We start from the raw sequence: 22559 nt of genomic DNA on the forward strand, positions 1-22559 counted from the left end.
CTCGGCGGTTGCCCGCGTTTAGAATTAATCGAAATACTCTTCATGGCGCAGAGTAAGATCTGCGAGTACATCCAAAATAGTACGGAAATGAACCTGAGCGCATTCGATAGCCACCGCTTCATTCCGCGCAACGATGGCATCAAAAATCGCCAGATGTTCATGATAGAGCGTCGCATGGTGGCCTTTTGTGCGGAGCGATAGGCCCCGCAAACGATCCAATTGCAGCTTTTCACGCTCCAAAACAGTTGCGGCCCGCGCGTGCCCTGTGGCCCGTGCCATAATCAGGTGGAATTCATCATCAAGCTGAAAAAACGTCGTGTCGTCGGACGCTTCCATTGCCTTTTTCTGCAAGGCAAGATTGGCTTGCAAGGCGATCTTATATTCAGGGGTCAAACCGCCATTCGCGAGATATCGTATATTGGCCAGCTCAAGCCCTTCGCGCAAAAACTGCGCCTCTAAAATACGGCTCGCACTTAGCTTAGAAACAAAACTGCCTCGGCTCGGAAAGGTGTCGATCAAACCTGCTTCCCGCAATCGGATCAGCGCTTCGCGGACAGGGGTTCGACTGGCCCCCAATCGCATCCCGACCTCGGATTCAGAAACAACACTGCTTGGCGGCAGTGACATATCCAGAATTGCACGACGTAATAGCCGGTAGATTTGCTCTCCTGCCGGCCGAGAGGCATCAACCTTTCCCTTGGGCAATTCCGAAACCACTCCGGACTGCGCCTCAGCTCGTTGCTCAGCTTTCATAATATTCCCCTCACGCTCAGGCCCTGTATACCGGTACGCAACCGCATTTACAAGCGGTATACCGGTGTGCTACGGCTGCGCCAATTCAGATGATATTCTACGCGGGGAAGACCTGCGATTCTGGGAGAGTAGAATGAGCAAATCTTTGAAAATTGCCGCCCTCGGGCTAGAGCATCGCCATGTATTTGGAATGGCGCAAAACCTGATCGATGCAGGCGCTGAATTCGTTGGCTGGTGGAATGATCGAGACCCAGATTTGCGCGCGTCTTTCGAAAAGCGCTTCCCCTCAACACCGCAAGTTGATGACAAATCTGAGATACTGAACAACCCTGACATCGACCTGATTATAATTGCGGCGAAATCGTCTGATCGCGCAGATCTAGCGATTGAAGCGATGAACGCAGGCAAAGATGTCATGGCTGATAAACCAGGCTGTACGACGCTTGAGCAACTGGATGCCCTTAAAGAGTGCGTTGCACGCACTGGTCGTATTTGGAGCGTAGATTTTTCCGAACGTTTTGAAGTGGCTAGCGTTACAAAAGCCGCAGAACTGGTTGCAGAAGGCGCGATTGGTCGCGTGATCCAAACCATCGGCATGGGTCCGCATCGCCTGAACAAAGAAACCCGCCCAGAATGGTTCTTTGACCGTGAATCCTATGGAGGCATCCTAACGGATATCGCATCCCACCAGATCGACCAATTCCTATTCTTTACAGGCTCTGTTGATGCGGAGGTCACAATGGCGAACGTCGCTAACTACGTGAACCCGGAGACCCCAGGACTGCAGGATTTCGGTGAACTTGCCGTCAAAAGCGACAAGGGACACGGCTATGTACGCGTTGACTGGTACACACCTGATGCGCTGCCAACGTGGGGTGACGGACGTCTCACAATCCTTGGCACCGAAGGCTATATCGAATTGCGCAAATACGTGGATGTCGCGGGTGCCGAGGGGATCGATCACTTATATCTGGTGAATGGATCTCGCTGTGAAAAAATCGATTGCTCTAAAGCAGGATTACCATACTTCGCGCGCATCACAAATGACGTCTTGAACCGTACCGAGACTGCAGTGACTCAAGCTCATACTTTCAAGACTATGGAGCTTAGTATTAAGGCTCAAATGCTTGCTGAGGGTCGTCTTTAATCTGACGAACTCCTGCGATTCGGTGAGATCAAAATGGCGCGATCCAGCTTCGGATTCGCGCCATTCTTTCATTTTGGTACAGTTATCACCCACTAAACTGGCCTCGATAGGCACCCCGTTCAGCGACCCAATTTATCAAATTGATACACCATTGCTATAACCTGCATTCTGATTAAACTTATCATTACAGAGGCCATATCCGGCGACAGAAAATCCGCTCCGCCACTCACAAACCGCTTAAAAACATAGCGAAATTGAGAGATAGGCCAAAAGCAAGGGGCAACCAGCTCCCTGTGAAGGCAGCAACCGGCGGTAAGGCGACATACGATTGTTTAACCATCGTGGATAAAGCTGCACCTCATCCTCACATTTATCTTGCATGAATACCGGTATACTGCTTCATTATCGGGGTGATAACCGCGATCTATTGCGGCACTTTGGGGGAACTTTGAACGACACGACCAAAACAACCGTAGCTGTTATTGGCGGCGGAATGGTGTCAAAGACGCACTTGCTCGCGATTGCTGATCTCAGCGATACATTGCAATTGGGTGGCGTCTATTCACGCTCCCTTCAAAGTCGAAATGCTCTGACTGCCGAAGCAGAAGCCATCTGCGGCGCGCCGTGCAAAGTCTATGACAGTATTGATGCAATCTGCGCGGATGAAACGATCGATTTCGCGATTGTTCTGACGCCACCAAATGCGCGTATGGACATCACGCAAAAGCTTGCTGCGGCTGGCAAAGCGATCCTGATGGAAAAACCAGTTGAGCGCACATCTGAAGCAGCGGAACAGATTGTACAAACCTGCGAAGAGGCGGGTGTCACTCTTGGGATTGTCTTTCAGCACCGCGTTCGGGCTGCTTCTGAAAAACTGACGGACCTGATTGCCCATGGTTCTTTGGGCAAATTGGTTTTGGCGGAAGCCTCTGTACCTTGGTGGCGCGATCAATCCTATTACGACGAGCCGGGCCGAGGCACCTATGCACGTGATGGCGGGGGCGTTTTGATCTCACAAGCCATTCACACCATGGATTTGCTGTTAAGCCTGACCGGCCCTGTGTCTGAAGTCATGGCGATGGCGCATACAACGCCCTTGCATCAGATGGAGTCTGAAGACTACGTAACCGCATCGTTGCGCTTCGCGAATGGCGCAGCGGGGTCTTTGATGGCCTCCACTGCGCATTTCCCCGGGGATGCAGAAAGCATCACGCTGCATTTCGAAAAAGCAGTGGCGCATTTGCAAAGCGGTGTGCTGCGCTTGGACTGGCGCGATGGCCGTGCTGAAGAGTTCGGCGAGACCGCGACAACAGGGGGTGGCGCTGATCCGATGGCCTTCACCCATGCGTGGCACCAAGACATTATCGATGATTTTGCAAAAACCCTTCAAGAGGATCGAGATCCGCTTGTGACGGGCCGAACCGCATTGGAGGTGCATCGCTTGATCGAAGCGATTGTCACCTCTTCAACTGAAAAACGCGCAATCGCGCTGACCTCTTAGACCGGGACCCAAACGATGAAGCAGTTAAAAGTTGCAATTGTTGGCGCAGGCATCGGGCGAGAGCACCTGATGGGATACCAGTGCCTACCTGCGCAATATGCCGTCACACATATCTGCGATATCGACGAAGCCCGCGCGGCAGAAATCATCGCTGAAACCAAAGCGACAGATGTTGCGATCGAACCTGATTTTCAAAAAATTCTAAGCAATGATGCAATTGACGTGGTGGACATTTGCCTGCCGCCGCATTTGCATTTCGCGATGTCCAAGGCGGCGTTGGAAGCTGGTAAACATGTGGTTTGCGAAAAACCCCTCGTTAGCTCGCTAGCCGATGCGGATCGATTGGCAGAAGTTGCTAAAGCCAACAACCGTCTGCTGACACCAGTGTTTCAATACCGCTATGGGCCAGGCTTTGCGAAGCTCAAGGCATTAATGGATGCGGGCATCACGGGTAAGCCTCTATTGGCGAGCGTTGACACCCAGTGGAACCGTCTGCCGGAATATTACGCCAACCCGTGGCGTGGCACTTGGAAGGGTGAGCAAGGCGGCGCAGTGCTGGGCCATGCGATCCACAATCATGACCTGCTATGTGCTGTCTTCGGACCGATTTCAAAGGTGCATGCTTTCACCACGACGCGTGTGAATGACATTGAAGTGGAAGACTGCGCATCCGTCTCGCTGCAAATGGAAAACGGAGCCTTGGCCACAAGCTCTGTTACTTTGGGTAGCCACAATGACATCACGCGCTTCCGCTTCTGCTTTGAAAATCTGACGGCGGAAAGCGGCACCCTGCCCTATCAGCCGAGCGAAGGTGATTGGACCTTTGGCGCGCGCGGCGCGGATGTTTCTCAAGAACAAATTGATGCGATTTTGGCGGATGTCCCAATAGCGCACCCGGGCTTCCACGGCTTCCTTGAAGCCATGTATGACGCCATCCAAAACGGCGGCAAAAACGCCGTCACTTTGGAAGATGGCCGCCGCTCCTTAGAGCTGGTGACCGCGATCTACCTATCATCCAGAACACAGAAAATCATCGAGTTGCCATTGACCGATGACTGCAATCTCTACGAAAGTTGGTTGCCGACTGACTAACAATGGCACGAAAAAGATAAAAGAATGAAGACATTAGGGAGGAAATCAAATGTCTAAACTCAAGAAGGCCCTCGTGGTCAGCGCAGCATTTGCCGGTCTGACTGCCGGCGCAAATGCCGTAAGCGCACAAGAAATCACCTACATGTGCTCCAGTGACGGAACCGAGTGTTCCACTGCACGCGACATCTTTGATCGCTTCGAAGCAGAGAACCCAGGCGTCACTGTTAAGATCGACGAAGTGCCATACAAAGCGATCCTGGAAAGCCTTCCAGTTCAGCTGGCGGCGGGCACGGGCCCAGACATGGCGAAGGTCACTGACCTTGGCGGTCTGAATAAGTTCTATCTGGACCTCGCACCATATGTTGACACTGCTGCTTGGGAAGAAAACTTCGGCGGCACTCTGGATTGGTACCGTTCATCCGCGGATGACAAAGGCATCTACGGCCTGCACTCTCAGCTGACCATCACCGGTGCTTACATCAACAAAACACTGTTTGATCAGGCGGGTGTAGAAGTTCCTGGCGCGGATGCGACTTGGGATGACTGGGCTGCGGCGTCTCGCATGGTTGCAGAGAAAACTGGCACAGACTTCCCAATGGCGATGGACCGTTCCGGCCACCGTATTGCAGGTCCGGCAATCTCTTACGGCGCGAAGCTGTTTGACGACAACGGCGACGCAATCCTCGTAGACGATGGCTTCACTGCTTACGTTCAGAAGTTCGTTGATTGGCACGAAGACGGCACCATGGCGCGTGACGTTTGGGCAGGTCAAGGTGGCTCTAGCTACCAGGACGCGGCACAAGAGTTCATCAACGGTCAGCTGGTTTACTACTATTCCGGGTCTTGGCAGGTTGGCCGCATGGACCGCGACGTAGGTGACCTGTTTGACTGGGTTGTTGTGGGTTCCCCATGTGGTGCCGGCGGCTGTACCGGCATGCCAGGTGGCGCGGGTATCGTAGGTTTCTCTGACACTGAGCACCCAGAGCTGGTCGCTAAAGCGATCGACTATCTGGCGCAGGAAGAGAACTACGCTGAGATGACTGCGAAAACCAAGAACATCCCAGCGCACGCAGCCGTTGCTGCAAAAGGCGTTGACTATGCGGGTGCATCTGCAGGTGCAGCGGCAGCTCTGAACGCTTGGGGTGCGCAGGTTGGTAAGCTGGAAGGCCCTGCCTTCATGTACCAAGGCTACAAAAACAACCGCGCAATGTTCAACATCACCGTACAGCGTGTGACACAAGCCATCGTTGGCGAACTGTCTGTTGAAGATGCGATGATGCGCGCGAAAGAAGATCTGGCAAAGGCACTTGCCGAAGCTCAGTAATCTTCACCCATAAATACGACGCCGCTCGGGTCTCTCGAGCGGCGTCCCACTTTCGCACAAAGCGAGTCTCCTCATGTTGATGATCCTTGAACCCGTCATGCGGGTGATCGAATGGCCGATCAAATTTCTTCAGGACAAACTGGGACTGAAAAACCCCGCTTGGATTTTCCTTTTCCCGAACCTCGTGCTGTTTGGCCTTTTTGCCTTCCTGCCCGTGATCCTGAACTTCGCCTATGCCGTGACCGGCACCGATGCTATCTTACTAGCTGACCGCCCGTTTGTGGGCGCGTCCAATTTCACCGCATTGATGGATTGTGAGAATTTCCTCGATCCGAATTCCTGCCGAGACGATCTATTTTGGCGAGCGGTCTGGAATACGCTGCGCTTTGTTGTGTTGCAGGTGTCTTTGATGGTGCTTTTTGCACTGGTCACCGCGATCATCTTGAACCGTGAGATCCGAGCACGTGGTTTTTTCCGTGCCGTCTTTTTCTTCCCTGTTTTGCTGTCGCCTGTTGTCGTTGCCCTGATCTGGAAATGGATCCTGCAGCGCGAAGGCATCTTGAATGCTTGGCTGGATGGCATGGGGCTGGAGACCTTCAACTGGCTACTTGATCGCTCATGGGCCTTTGGCTGGAGCGTCTTCCTTTCCGTATGGGCCCACATGGGGTTCTACACACTAATTCTTCTGGCTGGCCTGCAGGCGATCCCGCGGGACGTTTATGAAGCCGCCAAGATGGACCGAGCCTCCCCGTGGCGGGTGTTTCGAAAGATCACCCTGCCACTTCTAATGCCAACCATGCTGGTTGTGCTGGTGCTGGCGACCATCAAAGGCGTTCAGACCTTTGAAGAAGTCTATGCCTTCACTGGCGGTGGCCCCGGTTCCGCAACAACGCTGATCATTCAGTATGTCTATGAAACTGGATTTGCGGGTGCACCTCGTCTGTTTGGTCCAGCGGCAGCTGCATCACTCTTGCTGGCAGTCGTGTTGGTTCTGCTGACAATCATTCAACTTTGGATCAACAGGAAGAACGTCGATGGCTAAAGTGATTTCTTTCCTCACCCGCACCCGCGGCCATGGCAAGCCTGATTGGACAGATTGGGTCAGCTATACCTATCTGGGTCTCGGCGTCCTCTTAATGTTCCTGCCTGTGATCTGGCTTGGGCTTTCCTCATTCAAAACCGATGCGGAACTCGCGCGTTTCCCACCACGCATTCTGCCCATGGAAGCAGAGACCGTCGTGGTACCGGGTTATGACGAACCGCTTGCGCTGTTTGAGATCACCGATGGTGAATACGCCGGTGAAACCCTCGCTCAAATCCGTCGGATTGGTCTTGTCGCCCAAATGGTGCGCCCGGATGATCCGGAAACGCGCCTGAAGGTAAATATCCAGGATCGTAAGCCGATTGAAAGCTTCTCTCTGGCGACCGACAACTATGTGGAGCTGTTTGAGAAGTTCAACTTCCTGAAATTCTTCATGAACTCGGTCTTTATCACGGCAACAGCAACCATCATCATGCTGACCGTGAACTCGATGGCGGCCTTTGCCCTTTCGAAATACCAATTCAGAGGCCGCATGGTTGTGCTGGCGCTTGTCATTGGGACTTTGATGATCCCTCAGACCGTTGTGTTGGTGCCGCTGTTCTTGATCACCAAAGAGCTGAATATGGCTGATAGCCTGTGGGGTGTGATTATTCCCGGCGCGGCCACGCCAACAGGGGTGTTTCTGTTGCGTCAGTACATGCTGACCATACCTGATGAAATTCTAGATGCGGCCCGTATGGATAAAGCCAGCGAATGGAAAATCTTCTGGCGGATCATCATTCCACTTTCAGCCCCCGCGATTGCCGTGCTTGCGATCCTTGCGATCATGTGGCGTTGGAACGACTTCCTCTGGCCATTGATCGTGCTCTCAAGCACTGAAAACTTCACGCTGCAGCTTGCGCTGAACTCCTTCCAGGGGGACTTGGAAACGCAATGGAGCAACCTCTTGGCCATGACCATGTTGGTACTGCTGCCCATCGCCTGCGTTTTCGCGTTCCTTCAGAAATACATCGCCACCGGTATTGCGTCGACGGGCGGGAAATAAGGTAAAACACTATGTCTCAACTTGTTCTTAATAACGTACGCAAGTCCTATGGCGATGTCGAAGTCATCAAGGGCGTCGATCTGGACATCAAGCAGGGTGAATTCTGTGTCTTTGTTGGCCCTTCAGGCTGCGGCAAGTCCACTCTGCTACGGATGATTTCCGGTCTGGAAAGCATCACCGGCGGCAAAATTTCCATTGGCGGTGAAGTCGTTAATGACGTCGCTGCTGCGGATCGTGGTCTCGCGATGGTGTTCCAATCCTATGCGCTTTACCCGCATATGACTGTGCGCCAGAACCTGTCTTTTGGCTTGGAAAACATCAACACCAGCAAAACTGACATCGAAAGCAAAATCGGATCGGTATCCAAGATGCTGCAGATCGATATGCTGCTGGATCGCAAACCCAAAGATCTCTCTGGGGGCCAACGCCAACGTGTCGCCATCGGTCGTGCTGTTGTGCGTGAGCCGTCGATCTTCCTCTTTGACGAACCACTGTCGAACCTTGATGCGGAACTGCGTGTCGATATGCGCGGCGAGATCGCAGACCTGCACCGCCGTCTTGGCAACACCATGATCTATGTGACCCACGATCAGGTCGAAGCGATGACAATGGCTGACAAGATCGCTGTGCTGCGCTTTGGTGAAGTCGAACAATTCGGCGCACCGCTGGAAATCTACAACCGCCCCAACAACATCTTTGTGGCCGGTTTCATCGGATCCCCTAAGATGAACTTTGTGGAAGGTGTTGTGGCGAAGCTGGACGGTTCAAACTTGACGTTCAAAACCAAATCCGGGGCCGAGATTGCCCTGCCCGCAGCGGATTTTGATCTCAGCGAAGGCGCGAATGTCACGCTTGGCTTCCGGCCAAATCACTTGACCATCGCTGAGGGCGCTGCGGATCTGAAAGTCACTGTGAGAGATGCCGAGCAGTTGGGTGGTGAATCCTTTGTCTTTGGACAATGCGATGACGCTCCGATTACGTTGCATCTGCGCGGCCAAACCGATGTCGATCATGGCGCTGAAATTGGCGTTGCGATTGATCGCGAACACATCCATCTGTTTGACACGGACAGTGGCAATACTTTGCGAAAGGCCTAAGACGTGATGCGTCAAACTTGGCGCTGGTTTGGGCCAGCGGACACTGTTGAAATATCTGAACTGCCACAAGTCGGAGTGGAGGGCGTCGTCAGCGCCCTGCACCACATCGAAAATGGGGCTGTCTGGTCCGTCGCCGAAATCCAAAAACGTAAAGCGGAAATCGAGCTTCTGCCCAATGGCGCAGCCTCTGGTGTCACTTGGGATGTGGTGGAAAGCCTGCCGGTGTCTGAGGTTATTAAAACCAAAGGTCCAGACTACGAGACACACATTGCCAACTACTGCAAAAGCTTGGAAAACTTGGCCGAAGCTGGCCTAGAAACCATCTGCTACAACTTCATGCCGATCTTGGATTGGACGCGCACCAACCTGCGCGCGCCGATGCCAACCGGAGCATCCGCAATGCTGTTTGATCTGGTGGATTTCATCGCCTTTGATCTGTTTATCTTAGAACGTCCAGAAGGTGCGCAGGACTACTCTGCAGAAATCATCGCTGATGCTGAAGCTAGATTTGTGCAATTTGACGAAGCGGCCAAACGCGCGCTACAGCAAAATATCGTGGCTGGTCTGCCCGGTGCAAATGAAGGCTGGACCACTGAAGAAATTCGCGACCATCTAGCAACCTATGCACAGATCGATCGTGACACTCTGCGCCAAAACCTGATCAATTTTCTGAAATCAGTGGTTCCGACGGCAGAGCGATTGGGCCTGCGCCTGTGCTGCCACCCGGACGATCCACCATTTTCGCTGCTGGGTCTGCCTCGGATCATGTCGACCGAAGCAGATTACAAAGCCATCATGGACGCAGTGAACAGCCCGGCCAATGGCATCACTTTCTGTACCGGGTCACTGGGCGTGAATCCCGACTTCGACGGCCCGGGTTTCGTTGAACGGCTTGGCCACCGGATCCATTTTGCGCACCTGCGCAATACCAGCCGCATTGCACCAGCAGACGGGTCAAGAACCAGTTTTTATGAAGCCGAGCACCTTGGAGGCGACACCGATATGATCGGCACTATTAAAGCACTGATAGCTGAACAAAAAAAGCGACAGGCCGAGGGACGCACCGACTGGCAAATCCCAATGCGTCCGGATCATGGTCAGGACATCCTGTTTGATCAAAAACAAAAAAGCATGCCGGGCTATCCGCTGATCGGCCGCATGCGAGGCCTTGCAGAATTGCGCGGGGTTATGGCCGCCTGCGCCTAGGCTATCGCTGAAATGCCAAAGAACTTCCGCGACATTCAAAAAGGGGCGGTACTATTCAGTATCGCCCATTTTTAATCAGGCCCGGTAGGAAGGGAGCGGGGCCCGATCTTGCAGTTCAATAACGCGACGCAACATGGTCTCGGTCAATGCTGCTTTGGTACCTGCATTTGCTGGATCATCATATAGGTTCACCATCTCGTCAGGGTCATTGGACAGATCGTAAAGCTCGTTCCAATCTTCGCCCTGACGCAGGGACATGCGATGGGTTTCGGTCACCACGGTACGCACACGCTGAGGGCGGTCAAAACCGGTCATCGTGCGCTGACTGTCTTCTTCGACAAGGATCGCCTGCGGAGCTGGATCCGACACCAAATCCCGTCCCTGAAGACCGTTGTAGGGCTGGATCCCTGCCCGCGCCAAAACCGTCGCTGAGATATCAATCGAGCTACCAAGACTGCTGTCGAGCGCCCCACCTTTTGGGTTCTGAGGATCATACATGATGAAGGGCACACGAATGATGCTTTGATAGTGCATCAAGAGCTTCAACATCAGTCCATGGTCGCCCATGAAATCGCCATGGTCAGAGGTAAAGATCACAACGGTGTTCTCGGCCTGACCAGTTTCTTCCAGCGTTTTCATGACCCTTCCGATGGCGTCATCGATCATGGTGATCATACCATAGGTCAATGCGATCATCCCGCGCGCTTCATCCTCGGTGACGGCAAAGGGGCTTTGATTGTCACGCGCATCAGAGCCATCTTCCATCGCTTTGCGCATGGCCACCAAAGGTGGAAGGTCGCCTTTCCCGAAGGAAGCCGGAAGCTCCATGTTTTCGGGGTCATACATATCCCAATACTTGCCAGGCGGCGTAAATGGGTGGTGGGGATCTGGGAAGGACATCTGTAGGAAGAACGGCTCGTCGCTCTCTGCCTGTTCAGCAATCCAATCAGACGAACGATCTGCGATCCAGTTGGTCGAATACAGCTCTTCTGGAACGGCCGTGCGCCAAGCTTGCGGTGCATCGATTTCTTTGCCAGCTAGGGCGTTGTCTGGCCCAACCAACTCGTCAAAATCGTTGCGCTGCTGACGCGCCCACAGCAGGTAATCGCCCGACGCTTGGTCTGCGTGATCCGCGGCGATCTCTACATGATTAAACCCGTAAAAATCGCCCTTCAGTCGCTCTTGCAACGGGCGATCCCAGTTCGGGACCACTTCCAAGTCATACTCTTCGGTATGACGATTGTGCTTATAGGCATCCCGCAGTTGCGGTGACGGCGTATGCTTGCCTTCTTCCGGTTCGTACTGATTGGTGGCCGGAAGGCCAGTAAACCCCTGCAAATGAGATTTTCCAATCAAGCCAGTATTGTAGCCGGCATCTTTTAGAAGCTCCACAAAGGTTGTGTGATCCTTGGACAATGGGATCCCGTTGTGCCGCGCTCCATGGTTTGAGCAAATCCGACCGGTCATGATCGATGCCCGGTTGGGCATACAAATCGGATTTGTCACATAGAACTTGTCCCAACGTGTTCCTTTGACAGCCAGAGCATCAATCTGCGGGGTCTTTACCGTCTGGTTGCCGTAGCAACCCAGATGGTCGGCCCGATGCTGATCGGTGATGATGAACAGGAAGTTAGGTCGTTTACTCATGAGGCAACCTCAGCTTGGGCATTTGCTTTGCCACGGCGCATGTCAAACAGGATCAATGCGATACCGAAGGCAACAGCAGGCAGGTGAATCGCTGGCGAGATCGCAAGCATTGTGAAGGCAGTGCCAAACCGCAGGACGATTTCTGGAATGCTCAACTTGCTGCGGTCAAACCCAGACAGCGCAGAAGAGAACAGCCAGATGCAGAAACAGGTTCGCGCGACGATCCAAATGAAGGGCAGCAAGCTGAATTCTTCGATGATCAAGATCGTCGGGTAGAAGGCAAAGATGAACGGGATGATGAATTTCGACATGCCCAATCGGAAGGACATGAAGGCCGTCATCAAGGGGTTCGCCCCGGCAATTGGCGCGGCTGCATAGGCGGCGATGGCCACCGGCGGCGTCAAAGACGAGGCCACACCGTAGTAGAAGACGAACATATGCGCGGTCAGCATTGAGACGCCCAGCGCTTGGATCGCTGGCCCCATCACCAGAATGATGATCAGGTAAGCGGGCAGCGTTGGCATGCCCATGCCAAGGATCAGCGCGCCCACCATGGCCACCAGAAGTGCTGAGAAGAGGCTCTCACCGCGTACAGCCGCGATGACATTCGCCAGCTTCAGGCCCAGACCGGTTGAATCAAGCGAGCCAACTAGGATGCCGATGGCCGCGATGGCGACAAGCAGAGTGGCACCGCTTTCGGCTCCCTTGAGGAACGAGCGCCACAAACGCATTGGGTCCTGGCGGACGTCTTTGTTGATCATGCTAAGCGCCAGCAACACAAGCACTGCGTAGAAACCCGCTGCAGACGTCGATAGACCCATCAAGAGCGACCCGATCACAGTCGCAATTGGACCTGCAAACATGATGGAGTTGATCTTATCCGTCGTGGTGATCTGATCATCTGTGGTCATCGGAGCAACTTCAATACCCTGACGACGCGCTTCCACGGTGACCGCAGAGAAGAGGCTAAAGTAGTAGAACAACGCTGGGAACAGGGCCGCGATGATGATGTTCAGATAGCCAGCACCTGTGAGGTCCGCCATGACCAGCGCAGCAGCGCCCATGATCGGTGGCATGATTTGACCGCCAGAAGAGGCCGTGGCTTCGATACCTCCCGCAAAGGTTGGTGAGAAACCACGTTTCTTGATCATTGGAATGGTGAACGTTCCGGTGCCCACGATATTTGCCACCGTTGAACCAGACATGGTTCCAAACATTGAGGACGCGAGGATCGCCGCATGGGCTGGGCCACCACGGGTACGACGGGTCACCAGAAAGGCGAACTTCAGCAGCGTATCCCCTGCCCCGGTGCCCTCAAGCAAGACGCCAAAGATGATGAATATAAATACTGTGCTTAATACAATATTGGTGATCGATCCGAAGACACCTTTGTTGGTGTTATACCAAAGCGCTTCGGCGACTTCTTTCAGCGAGAAACCAGTGTGCTGTAGAATGCCAGGAAGATCCTGCCCGAAAAGCAGGTAGACAACACCAAAGGTTCCGACGCCGAATAGGCCCCAGCCCCAAAGACGGCGGCAAAGTTCTAAGAAAACGATCAAACCAGCCAACGCAGGCCAAGCATCTTTTGTGGTTACATCATAAAGTGCTGTTTCCATTTCGGTTTGCACAAAATGGAAGGACCAAATCGACCACAGCCCAGCTGCGATCAAAGCAATGTCGATAATCAGGTTAGGCAGCGGCGCACGGTCGCCCGTTTCAGTGGCTTCACGACGCTTGCGCGAGGCAGCGACAGCGACAATCAATGCCAGACCAAAGCCTACTGCACGGTGGAGTTTTGGATCGATCAGGCCGATCCCAGAGCTATAGAGGGCGATGATACCTAACCCAAAGCATGCAGCTGCAGAGAGCAGCGCGAAGATACGCGTGGGCATGCCCGTGGATTGCGTCGACGAGGTCATGGTTTTCTCACTTTAAGAGTTTTGGTCGGCCCGCGAGCCGAAAGGTCGACCGGGCCTCGCAAGGCCCGATCGTAAAAAGGGCGATCAAGTTAACGTAGATCCGCAGGTACGTCGAAACCCGCTTCGTCGTAATAGCGCAGTGCGCCTGCGTGCAGCGGCACATTGATCGATGTGAAGGCAGACTCCTTGGTCACTTCTTTCAAGAAGAAGGCGGTGTTGTGCACTTCTTCAATGTTTTCCCAGAAGGATCTTGTCGCTTCATAAACCACATCATCAGAGACACCTGCGTGAGTGCCGATGAACTGTGTAAAGCCCAGCGCGGTGATGTCACCACCGGTTAGCTGACCTTTGTAAACACCGCCATCAAATGACATCACGCCACGACCAGGACGGCCAAACAGCGCCTGCATTTGCTCATCAGCAACTTTATCCGTCGGGATCGAGAGCACGCGGAACTCGCCAGATAGGCCAAAACGCTCGATGTTCGCAGAGCCGATTTCAGCCGGGCGCACCATCATGTCGATCTTGCCGTCAGCCAAAGCTGTATAGCCTTCACCCCAGCTTAGGCGCACAGCAGTATAGTCTTTGCCTGCTTCGTAGCCGGTGATGATTTTGATCAGCGCTTCTGAAGTTGCAGAGGCAGACCCTGCTGGGGGGCCTGTGAAAATAGTTTTACCTTTCAAGTCTCCCCAGCCTTCGATGCCAGAACCTGAAAGTGTGACCGGGTGATATGCCCCAGCTTTAAAGCCAACAATGGAACGCAGGTTCTTTGCAAACTCTGGCGCGCCTTCGACTTTTTCGTACATGCGTTTTTGGCCGGACATCAGATTGACCAAGGACGGAACTGTGGAGAAGAATGCGATTTCGCCTTTTCCGCCTTTCAGCATGGATTTCGTCAGGGTCTGCCCAGCGTTGACCTGGATTTCAACATCGCCTTTGCCTGCTTGGTTTGCGAATGCCACAAACATGGTGTGCACCGGATCACCGACACCCGCGGTTTCTCCCTTGAAAATTTCAGCGGCAGCCAAAGTAGGCAGTGCCATCAGTGAAGCCGCAACAGCTACGGCCTTTGTCATGTTTCCAAAACGAAGCATGGATTCCTCCCAAATTGATACTTGGACCTTAACAAAGGAAAAACATTGCATATAATCAAAGTTAAGGCGTGACACATAAGGTTTTGACATGAAACTTGATCCGAAACACCTCTCACAACTGTCTGTCATCGTCGAATCCGGCTCGTTTCAAATGGCGGCTGACCGTCTCGCACTGACGCAGCCTGCGCTCAGTCGGAACATGCGCACGTTAGAAGATCGTATTGGCGCACCGCTGTTTCAGCGCGATGGGCGCAGATCGATCCCAAATGCCCTTGGATTAAAGCTCGCGCGTAGCGGCTTGGCAATTCGGATCGCGGAAGAACAAGCAGGGAACTTCGCGGATATGGCCGCGGCTGGCTCTGCAGGCGAGTTGCGGATCGGCTCACCTCCCATCGTTGCTGGCCGCCTGTTGACTGGGGCTTTGTCTAAATTCATCACGCAAAACCCAAACTGTAAGGTCGAGTTGCGCACAGGCTTGGTTCATGAACTGCGCACCATGCTTGAAAGGGGGCAAATCGATTTAGTCTTTGGGCCGCAATCTTTGGCGGATCCCGTGGAAGAGTTGGTTTTTACACCAATTATTGACGATCGGGTTGGTGTGGTGTGCCGCTCGGACCACCCCTTGACGAAACGCGCTAAGATCATGGCCTCAGATTTGATGTCAGAATCCTGGCTTGCCCATTCGCGCGGCAGTTTACTACGCCAACAAACAGAGGCTGCGATGGCCTTGTCCGGTGTGCGCCATATGAACATTATTTGCGAAACAGATTCGATCCGCACCGCCCTTGAAATTCTAAGCAGTACTGATCTGATCAGCACAATGCCAAAGGCCTCAACCGAACCATACTTGGGCACATCTTTGGTATTTCTGAATTTCGACAATCCACAATTCCACCGCCCTCTCGGCGTGATTTCCAGGAAAAATATTCTTGAAACTCCGGTAGTTGACGGCTTTCTGAAATTCCTGACTGCGGATGTTGGCCCCACCCGCAGATTGACGCTCTGAAGACATTCGGATTGACAACTTCTCTTTTAATTTAGTAATCAAATTAATTAAGGGAGAGCAATAAATGTATCTTGGTCTAGATTTGGGCACGTCGGGAATTCGTGCCTTATTGGTGAATGAATCCGGTCGTCCGATTGCAGAGGCTTCAGCACCTTGCACAGTCACCCACCCTCATCCGGGCTGGAGCGAGCAGGATCCGGCACAATGGATCAAAGCGTGTTCAACCGCTATGAGCGCACTAAAAGCCTCCCATCCCGCAGAAGTACAAAGCATCAAAGCCATCGGGCTAAGCGGCCATATGCATGGAGCCACATTGCTGGACAAAGACCACAATGTATTGCGCCCCTGTATGCTGTGGAACGACACGCGTTCCGCTGTTGAGGCGCAGGAACTCGACGCCCAACCAATATTCCGCACGCTGTCTGGAAATATCGTTTTCCCGGGATTTACAGCCCCCAAAGTCGAATGGGTGCGCTGCCACGAACCAGAGATATTTGCTCAGATCCACAAGATCCTGCTGCCAAAAGATTATCTACGGTTTTGGCTAACTGGCGATTGCGTCAGTGACATGTCCGATAGTGCAGGCACTGCTTGGCTGGACGCAGATCAACGCAAGTGGTCATCTGACCTCTTGTCAGCATGCGCACTGGATTTTTCGCAAATGCCAACTTTGGTAGAAGGTTCGCAAGCCTCGGGCCAATTGCGCAGTGACCTTTTATCAGAATGGGGGGTCGCCGGACCTGTCGTTGTTGCGGGCGGCGGCGGTGACAATGCGGCGGCGGCCTGTGGATTGGGCTGCCTTGCGGCAGGCGATGGATTTGTATCGCTTGGCACCTCCGGCGTTTTGCTGGCAGCAACAGATGCCTATGCCCCAGCACCAGAACAGGCCGTGCACAGTTTTTGTCATGCCATCCCAGATACCTGGTTTCAAATGGGCGTGACACTCGCGGCAACAGACAGCTTGAATTGGCTCGCTCAAATCGTAAACACGACCCCTGCCGCTTTGGACGCGGCCTTACCACATGAACCCGCTGGCCCTTCGGCTGCAATGTTCCTGCCCTATCTTTCAGGCGAGCGCACGCCCCATAATGATGCAAAACCCAGTGGGGTATTCGCTGGGCTGAGCATTGGCGCGAGCCAAGAGGTTTTGACTGCAGCCGTGATGGAAGGGGTCGCATTCTCGCTAAAAGACTGCCTTGGTGCGCTGCGCGCAACCGGGACCAAGATCGACAGCTTGATCACCACAGGTGGTGGTACACGCAGTCGCTATTGGCTTAAGACTTTGGCAACCGTTCTTGATCTGCCATTACATGTTCCAACCAAGGGGGAATTTGGGGCAGCACTTGGGGCAGCGCGTCTTGGAATGGCTGCTCATTTAGACGGCAATAACTTGGATATCATGACGAAACCGGCAATTGCCGAGATAATTGAGCCAAAAATAGACTTGAGCGATGCCTATGCCTCCCGTTACGGGCAATACAAAGCTCTCTATCCTGCCGTTAAATCGGCAATGGGGTAACGCAAGTAAGGAATACGGAATGGCCGAAGCAGAAAAGTCGATGAAATCAATTGTGCTGCAAGCAGATCGCGCGCGGCTTGTTCTGCTAAATTTCGGAGCCACAACCTGCGACTGGCGTGTGCCTGTTGGGGCTAAAACCCAGCCCATGATCCTAGGGTTTGATGATCTCGCACAATATCAGTCATCCCCGTTTTATTTCGGGGCTATCGTCGGGCGCGTGTCAAACCGGATTGGCGGTGGGGGATATACAGGCCCAGACGGTCCGGTGGGTTTAGAATGCAACGAAGGTGGTTCTGTCTTGCATGGTGGTGCGCGGGGTCTCAGCGCAGTTTATTGGGATATCCAAGCGCTCTCTGACAGTGAAGCCCGCCTAAGCTACACCTCGCCGCATGGGGAAAACGGATTTCCCGGTGAGGTTCAATTTGAGGTGTTGGTGTCACTAACGCCGGACACGCTTTGCTACAAAATGCGAGCAAAAGTGGACCGCCCCACCCCAATTAGCCTCGCACAGCACAATTACTATAACTTTGGTGGAACGCAGAATATCTGGGATTATCACCTGACGTGCGCCAGCCATCAGATGCTCGAAAAAGACAAAACAGGCGTTTCAACCGGCAATGTACGTGATGTGACTGACACTGACCTGGATTTCCGCACACCTCGAGCGCTGCTGGATACACAAGCCAACGGATTGGATGACCATTTCCTATTCACCACAAAACGCGGTGATCTGCGCGAGGTGGCAAGTATCGTCTCAGCAGATGGCCTGGGTGTAAAAATTCACTCAGATCAAGATGGTGCTCAGATCTATACGGCCGATGGGATGCCAGCGATGACCGGGGGGCTTGATGGGCAAAGCTACGCCAGCGCAAGTGGAATTTGCTTTGAACCACAAGGTCATCCCAATGCGGTCAATATTCCAGAGTTCCCTTCTGTGATGGTCACGCCTGAAACACCTTACGAACAAACACTTTTGATCGAAGTTACGGGGCATAAAGTATGATGCAGCGCGGGCTAATCGTTACTGGGCTTTGCCTATCAGCATCCCTAGCGCAAGGCTCTGAGCCATTAGCCCAACCGGTGTTTTCCGTGCAAAGTTATGACGAAGTAGAGCTCGGTTGGTTGCTGTTTTACGACCCGATCCTGTCAGGCAACCAGAATATCAGCTGCGCAACCTGCCACCATCCGCGCTTTGGCACCTCTGACGGGGTTGCATTATCTTTGGGTGAAGGCGGGATTGGCTTGGGACCAGATCGCAAGTCTGATCCAGACAACATGCCGGAACAGCGATTGCCACGAAACGCCCCTGCCTTGTTTAATCTGGGTGCAGAAGAGTTTCAGGTGATGTTCCATGATGGTCGGCTTGAGTTTGATCCCACGCAACCTGGCGGCATGCGGACCCCGCTTGGGCAGGATATGGTTACAGGCTTTGACTCGGTTCTTTCAGCGCAAGCAATGTTTCCGGTTCTCAGCGCTGATGAGATGGCCGGGCATTATTCAGAAAACGAAATCGCGCAAGCCGTCCGGTTGGGACAGTTGTCTGGCGAAGGTGGGGCTTGGGATTTGATCGCGGGCCGAGTTGCCGAGGTTCCTGAATACCGGCAACAGTTTTCCAAAATCCTAGGTCATAATGACATTGCCTTCACCGACATCGCGAACATGATTGCTGCCTTTATTGCAGAGGAGTGGCGCGCTGATGAAAGCCCATTTGACCTTGCGCAGCGTGGCGAAGCAAACCTGTCTGAGAGCGCCCAGCGCGGCCAAGAACTGTTTTATGGCGACGCGAATTGCGCAAGCTGCCACAGCGGACCCTTTCAAACCGACCATAGTTTTCATTCAATTGGCCTGCCTCAATTTGGTCCTGGCAAGGCAGCTCGTTTTGAAAACCATAGTCGAGACGTCGGTCGCGGTCGGGTCACTGGCCAAGCCGAGGATTTCTATACCTTTCGCACGCCGAGCCTACGGAATGTGACGATGACTGCGCCTTATGGGCATAACGGGGCGTTTTCCGACCTGAGGGACATGGTCGCATTTCACGTGACCTCCTTGCCGAAAACGTCCTTTGATCGAAGCCAAGTGATCTTACCTGTATTTGACGCCAGCAATGATTGGTTAGCTTTAAGCGATTCAATCGGCACTGCAGAAATTGCATCGGCCAAAGACACCTTCCCGATTGCGTTAAGCCCTGCAGAGCTGGATGACCTCATGACATTTCTGGATGCGCTGACTGATACAAACTGGCAAACCCGAGGTCTTGGCGTGCCAGAAACCGTTCCAAGCGGTTTGCCTGTTGATCGTTAGTCCTGAATGCGTCCGTCATCGCCTAGGGTGATGCGTTGGTTCACCGTTACATCGATCCAGTCAGAAGCAGATTGATCTGGGCGCACAATCCGAATACGCGCTGTTTTATTTTTACCCAAACCGAAGTGATGCGCGCCCAAATGACCACCGGCATGCCCGCCGCCGATGGTGACCTCTCGGGTTTGAACGCGGCCGGCAGACTGCACTTCAATGAAGGTGCCTATCCCGTTCCGGTTCGCTCCTGTCATCTGCAGATCAACCGCGATCCAAGCGTCTGTTTCTGAAGTATTCTCAAACAGTTCAGCCGGCGCACGACGATTGAGAACCAACAGATCTAACCGACCATCATTGTTAAGATCGGCCAACAGGCTGCCACGGCCGCGATGCAGGCTGGCCAGACCAGCTTCGTTACCGACTTCGAAAAAGCTGCCATCAGCGCGCTGTAGCAGCAGGTTATTAGGATCATCCACAGCCGCATCAGGCATCTGATCTACATTGCCCTTTGCCACATAGATATCATCCAGTCCGTCATTCTGGATATCTCCGAACGCTGCGTGCCACCCAGTCGAAGGGCGCCCATCGCCACCCGCATAAGGCCGATGCGCGCTGGTGCCCAATTCAAACGGCGCATTCACATAACGCGGGCCATCCGCTTTTGGGTCAAAAAATTGAAACTTCTGATCACCCATTGAGGTCAAATAGACATCTGAATAGCCATCGCCATTCATATCACGCGAGGCAATGCCCATGCCCCACAACTGGTAATCCGCCCAACCATCAGCCTCGGTGTAAAGCCATGGTTCGGACTCCATGGCCCAAAGCTGTTCTTGCCCTCCACGGACATAGTAATGGCGATCATTGCTGATGCGTAAATCCTGACGCCCACTGCGCGACCAATCGGTGAACAGCATAGAAAGCGCACAATATCCGGGACTTAGGCGTTCCGCTTCACCATATCTCGCCCCTTCGGGACGATATAATAAAGTGTCATCACAGGCCTCAAAGGGACCATCGGGATGACTGCGATCTACATAGGTGCCAAACGCCAGCGTCGGCAATTCTTGTCCCGCTTCCCAAGTGGCTGAGAAACCCGTGGTCCACTGGTCACCAGATGTGAAGCCCAAAGAATCGCCAAAGGGTTCAAACCCGCATTGCCCATCCCCTTTTAGCAACACATCCGCACCTGCACGCAGGATGGCCAAATCCAAGTGGCCGTCTCCATCGATATCAATCGGGTAGGTTCCGGTGACGCCGAGATACGGGCCGAACTCGGTGAGTTCAAATTTCAGAATGGAGCCTGTTTTTTCGGTTGTATTGATCAACAATTGCGCTGGGTTTTCGCCCCCGGCCAAAACCACATCCAACAACGCATCCCCATTGCAGTCTAACCCGGCAACCCCGCCGCCAACGAAGTGCTCCCAACCGCCTGCATAGATATGATTTGGAAGAGTTCGGCCTTCGAACTTTGGTAGGTCCTGAGCTATCGCGGTTCCAGTCGTGAGCACCACCAAGGAAAGGACCTTATCCAGCATTCTTGGCCAACTCTCTAATTTTCATGGAAGACACACCGTCTAGCGCATATGCCGCCGCCCCTTTGGCCCACATCTTATCGCCCCATTGATGGGCAACAACTTCGGTTGGTTCGACATCAACCCGGATCATATGTTCGCGCATTTCTTTGGTCGCGGCTTCCAGGTTCAAATGGTCAAATGCCGCGCGATGCCCTGCAAGGATGACAAGTTCGGGATCAAAAATATTGACCACGTTGGCAAGACCCATCGCAAACATCCGGCGCGCACGATCAAAAACCGCTGTCGCCAGCGGGTTGCCATCTTGCGCCATCTGCCAAAGGTTCGACAGGTCCGTAATCGGATGCCCAATATTCACAGCATTGGCTTCGCGTAGCAAAGCATAGTCGCCGATGTAGGCCTCTAGACAGCCGCGCTGCCCACATTGGCACAAGGCGCCTTCAAACTGCACCTTAGCGTGACCAAATTCGGCCCCTACACCGCGCGTGCCCCGGTAAATTTTATCATCAATCACAATGCCCATACCGACACCATGTTCAATGGTGATCACTAGAAAGTTCGATACTTTGCGACCCAGACCAAACAGCTGTTCCGCCTTCGCAACCAGATTGGCATCATTCTCAACCAAGACCGCGCAATCAAAGGTCTCAGAAAAGGCTTCACCCAAATCCACATTCCGTTGATCCAGTGAGGGGGACCAATGGACAAAGGACCGAGGCGCATCGATCAAGCCAGCAAGGCCGATGCCCACGGCTGATAAGTCCTTTGGGTCAAGTCCGGCCTTTTGGCAGGCCTCTGTCACACTGATCTTTATTTCTTTTGCCAGAGCATCTGGCGTCATTTGTGGTTCAGCTAGAGCATATTCATGTGCGGCAAGCTCGTTGCCTTCAAAATCCACGAGTAGGATCGATAGGCTTTCGCGCGCGACTTTAATACCCGCCACCGGGAAAGCATCGCTTCGGATTTTCAGTGCTACACGCGGACGTCCGCGTTTAGCCTTTTGCCGAGGCTCATCCGGGATGATCTCTTCGATCAGTCCCGCTTCCATCAATTCCGACGTAATGGCGGTCACTGTTGCCGGGCTGACAAGCGTTTCCTTCGCGATATCGATTCGCGCAATGCTGCCAGCTTTGCGAATCGACTCAAGAATCTGTGCCCTGCCCGCACCCCGCTGCTCTTCGACATGTTTTAATTTTTGCACGTCTTTCCTCCCCCGGGCTTAGCCGGAATTTGGCAGATACTCGTTTATTTTCTGCACTCAAGCAACCGCTTCTCCCGACTATACATTATTTAATTTGACGTTCAAAATAAATTAATGTTAGCGTTATGCAGTGATC

At 53.3% G+C, this 22559-nt stretch carries 18 protein-coding genes; 12 read left to right on the top strand and 6 right to left on the bottom strand.

Annotation, left to right across the window (positions count from 1 at the left end; genetic code table 11):
- Positions 1-24 precede the first annotated feature (24 nt).
- The gene (locus JXQ85_RS15230) at positions 25-753 is read right to left on the bottom strand and encodes a GntR family transcriptional regulator (protein WP_421749803.1); all 729 of its coding nucleotides are present in this window, start codon (positions 751-753) and stop codon (positions 25-27) included.
- Positions 754-886: 133 nt separating this feature from the next.
- On the opposite strand from JXQ85_RS15230, the gene JXQ85_RS15235 reads away from it, so the two are divergent.
- The 8 genes from JXQ85_RS15235 (at position 887) to uxuA (ending at position 10207) form a co-directional block, all read left to right on the top strand.
- Complete coding sequence (locus JXQ85_RS15235; RefSeq protein ID WP_421749804.1) at positions 887-1900, top strand: Gfo/Idh/MocA family protein; 1014 nt, start codon at positions 887-889, stop codon at positions 1898-1900.
- A gap of 448 nt (positions 1901-2348) precedes the next feature.
- On the top strand, positions 2349-3401 hold the full coding sequence (locus JXQ85_RS15240; RefSeq protein ID WP_421749805.1) for a Gfo/Idh/MocA family protein: 1053 nt from the start codon (positions 2349-2351) through the stop codon (positions 3399-3401).
- Positions 3402-3416: 15 nt separating this feature from the next.
- Positions 3417-4493, top strand: coding sequence for a Gfo/Idh/MocA family protein (locus tag JXQ85_RS15245; RefSeq protein ID WP_421749806.1), 1077 nt, complete (start codon positions 3417-3419; stop codon positions 4491-4493).
- 49 nt (positions 4494-4542) lie between these two features.
- The gene (locus JXQ85_RS15250) at positions 4543-5817 is read left to right on the top strand and encodes an ABC transporter substrate-binding protein (RefSeq protein ID WP_421749807.1); all 1275 of its coding nucleotides are present in this window, start codon (positions 4543-4545) and stop codon (positions 5815-5817) included.
- A gap of 73 nt (positions 5818-5890) precedes the next feature.
- Positions 5891-6859 carry a carbohydrate ABC transporter permease gene (locus tag JXQ85_RS15255; RefSeq protein ID WP_421749808.1) on the top strand — a complete coding sequence of 323 codons (969 nt, stop codon included), beginning with the start codon at positions 5891-5893 and terminating at the stop codon, positions 6857-6859.
- On the top strand, positions 6852-7904 hold the full coding sequence (locus tag JXQ85_RS15260; RefSeq protein ID WP_421749809.1) for a carbohydrate ABC transporter permease: 1053 nt from the start codon (positions 6852-6854) through the stop codon (positions 7902-7904). Before JXQ85_RS15255 ends, JXQ85_RS15260 begins: the two co-directional genes overlap by 8 nt.
- A gap of 11 nt (positions 7905-7915) precedes the next feature.
- Positions 7916-9001, top strand: coding sequence for an ABC transporter ATP-binding protein (locus JXQ85_RS15265; RefSeq protein WP_421749810.1), 1086 nt, complete (start codon positions 7916-7918; stop codon positions 8999-9001).
- 6 nt (positions 9002-9007) lie between these two features.
- The gene (gene uxuA / locus JXQ85_RS15270; protein WP_421749845.1) at positions 9008-10207 is read left to right on the top strand and encodes a mannonate dehydratase; all 1200 of its coding nucleotides are present in this window, start codon (positions 9008-9010) and stop codon (positions 10205-10207) included.
- A 75-nt stretch (positions 10208-10282) separates the two neighbouring features.
- Here the strand turns inward: uxuA and JXQ85_RS15275 are convergent, their stop codons facing one another.
- The 3 genes from JXQ85_RS15275 to JXQ85_RS15285 all read right to left on the bottom strand — a co-directional run bounded on the left by JXQ85_RS15275 (position 10283) and on the right by JXQ85_RS15285 (position 14867).
- The gene (locus tag JXQ85_RS15275) at positions 10283-11854 is read right to left on the bottom strand and encodes a sulfatase (protein WP_421749811.1); all 1572 of its coding nucleotides are present in this window, start codon (positions 11852-11854) and stop codon (positions 10283-10285) included.
- A complete protein-coding gene (locus JXQ85_RS15280) occupies positions 11851-13773 on the bottom strand; it encodes a TRAP transporter permease (RefSeq protein ID WP_421749812.1) in 1923 nt (640 codons plus the stop codon). The genes JXQ85_RS15275 and JXQ85_RS15280 overlap by 4 nt, the downstream gene beginning before the upstream one ends.
- 89 nt (positions 13774-13862) lie before the next feature.
- Positions 13863-14867 carry a TAXI family TRAP transporter solute-binding subunit gene (locus JXQ85_RS15285; RefSeq protein WP_421749813.1) on the bottom strand — a complete coding sequence of 335 codons (1005 nt, stop codon included), beginning with the start codon at positions 14865-14867 and terminating at the stop codon, positions 13863-13865.
- Between the two features lie 88 nt (positions 14868-14955).
- Here JXQ85_RS15285 and JXQ85_RS15290 point away from each other — a divergent pair, with 88 nt between their 5' ends.
- From JXQ85_RS15290 to JXQ85_RS15305, 4 genes are all read left to right on the top strand, one after another.
- Positions 14956-15873 (top strand): LysR family transcriptional regulator, encoded by a 918-nt coding sequence (locus tag JXQ85_RS15290; protein WP_421749814.1) that lies wholly within the window; start codon positions 14956-14958, stop codon positions 15871-15873.
- 64 nt (positions 15874-15937) lie between these two features.
- A complete protein-coding gene (gene xylB, locus JXQ85_RS15295; RefSeq protein ID WP_421749815.1) occupies positions 15938-17392 on the top strand; it encodes a xylulokinase in 1455 nt (484 codons plus the stop codon).
- Between the two features lie 19 nt (positions 17393-17411).
- On the top strand, positions 17412-18395 hold the full coding sequence (locus JXQ85_RS15300; protein WP_421749816.1) for an aldose epimerase family protein: 984 nt from the start codon (positions 17412-17414) through the stop codon (positions 18393-18395).
- On the top strand, positions 18392-19693 hold the full coding sequence (locus tag JXQ85_RS15305) for a cytochrome-c peroxidase (protein WP_421749817.1): 1302 nt from the start codon (positions 18392-18394) through the stop codon (positions 19691-19693). The genes JXQ85_RS15300 and JXQ85_RS15305 overlap by 4 nt, the downstream gene beginning before the upstream one ends.
- On the opposite strand, the gene JXQ85_RS15310 is transcribed toward JXQ85_RS15305, so the two are convergent.
- Complete coding sequence (locus tag JXQ85_RS15310) at positions 19690-21225, bottom strand: CRTAC1 family protein (protein WP_421749818.1); 1536 nt, start codon at positions 21223-21225, stop codon at positions 19690-19692. The genes JXQ85_RS15305 and JXQ85_RS15310 overlap by 4 nt on opposite strands.
- Positions 21215-22423, bottom strand: coding sequence for an ROK family protein (locus JXQ85_RS15315; RefSeq protein ID WP_421749819.1), 1209 nt, complete (start codon positions 22421-22423; stop codon positions 21215-21217). The genes JXQ85_RS15310 and JXQ85_RS15315 overlap by 11 nt, the downstream gene beginning before the upstream one ends.
- Positions 22424-22559 lie beyond the last annotated feature (136 nt).

Source organism: Cognatishimia sp. (assembly GCF_049116455.1).
Lineage (GTDB): Bacteria > Pseudomonadota > Alphaproteobacteria > Rhodobacterales > Rhodobacteraceae > Cognatishimia.

What these genes read in the sequence shown, in the direction of transcription:
- JXQ85_RS15285 (WP_421749813.1), bottom strand. Translation starts at nt 14,867, where the DNA reads ATGCTTCGTTTTGGAAACATGACAAAGGCCGTAGCTGTTGCGGCTTCA.
- uxuA (WP_421749845.1), top strand. Translation starts at nt 9,008, where the DNA reads ATGCGTCAAACTTGGCGCTGGTTTGGGCCAGCGGACACTGTTGAAATA.
- JXQ85_RS15300 (WP_421749816.1), top strand. Translation starts at nt 17,412, where the DNA reads ATGGCCGAAGCAGAAAAGTCGATGAAATCAATTGTGCTGCAAGCAGAT.
- JXQ85_RS15230 (WP_421749803.1), bottom strand. Translation starts at nt 753, where the DNA reads ATGAAAGCTGAGCAACGAGCTGAGGCGCAGTCCGGAGTGGTTTCGGAA.
- JXQ85_RS15235 (WP_421749804.1), top strand. Translation starts at nt 887, where the DNA reads ATGAGCAAATCTTTGAAAATTGCCGCCCTCGGGCTAGAGCATCGCCAT.
- JXQ85_RS15280 (WP_421749812.1), bottom strand. Translation starts at nt 13,773, where the DNA reads ATGACCTCGTCGACGCAATCCACGGGCATGCCCACGCGTATCTTCGCG.
- JXQ85_RS15310 (WP_421749818.1), bottom strand. Translation starts at nt 21,225, where the DNA reads ATGCTGGATAAGGTCCTTTCCTTGGTGGTGCTCACGACTGGAACCGCG.
- xylB (WP_421749815.1), top strand. Translation starts at nt 15,938, where the DNA reads ATGTATCTTGGTCTAGATTTGGGCACGTCGGGAATTCGTGCCTTATTG.
- JXQ85_RS15260 (WP_421749809.1), top strand. Translation starts at nt 6,852, where the DNA reads ATGGCTAAAGTGATTTCTTTCCTCACCCGCACCCGCGGCCATGGCAAG.
- JXQ85_RS15290 (WP_421749814.1), top strand. Translation starts at nt 14,956, where the DNA reads ATGAAACTTGATCCGAAACACCTCTCACAACTGTCTGTCATCGTCGAA.
- JXQ85_RS15275 (WP_421749811.1), bottom strand. Translation starts at nt 11,854, where the DNA reads ATGAGTAAACGACCTAACTTCCTGTTCATCATCACCGATCAGCATCGG.
- JXQ85_RS15250 (WP_421749807.1), top strand. Translation starts at nt 4,543, where the DNA reads ATGTCTAAACTCAAGAAGGCCCTCGTGGTCAGCGCAGCATTTGCCGGT.
- JXQ85_RS15255 (WP_421749808.1), top strand. Translation starts at nt 5,891, where the DNA reads ATGTTGATGATCCTTGAACCCGTCATGCGGGTGATCGAATGGCCGATC.
- JXQ85_RS15245 (WP_421749806.1), top strand. Translation starts at nt 3,417, where the DNA reads ATGAAGCAGTTAAAAGTTGCAATTGTTGGCGCAGGCATCGGGCGAGAG.
- JXQ85_RS15265 (WP_421749810.1), top strand. Translation starts at nt 7,916, where the DNA reads ATGTCTCAACTTGTTCTTAATAACGTACGCAAGTCCTATGGCGATGTC.
- JXQ85_RS15305 (WP_421749817.1), top strand. Translation starts at nt 18,392, where the DNA reads ATGATGCAGCGCGGGCTAATCGTTACTGGGCTTTGCCTATCAGCATCC.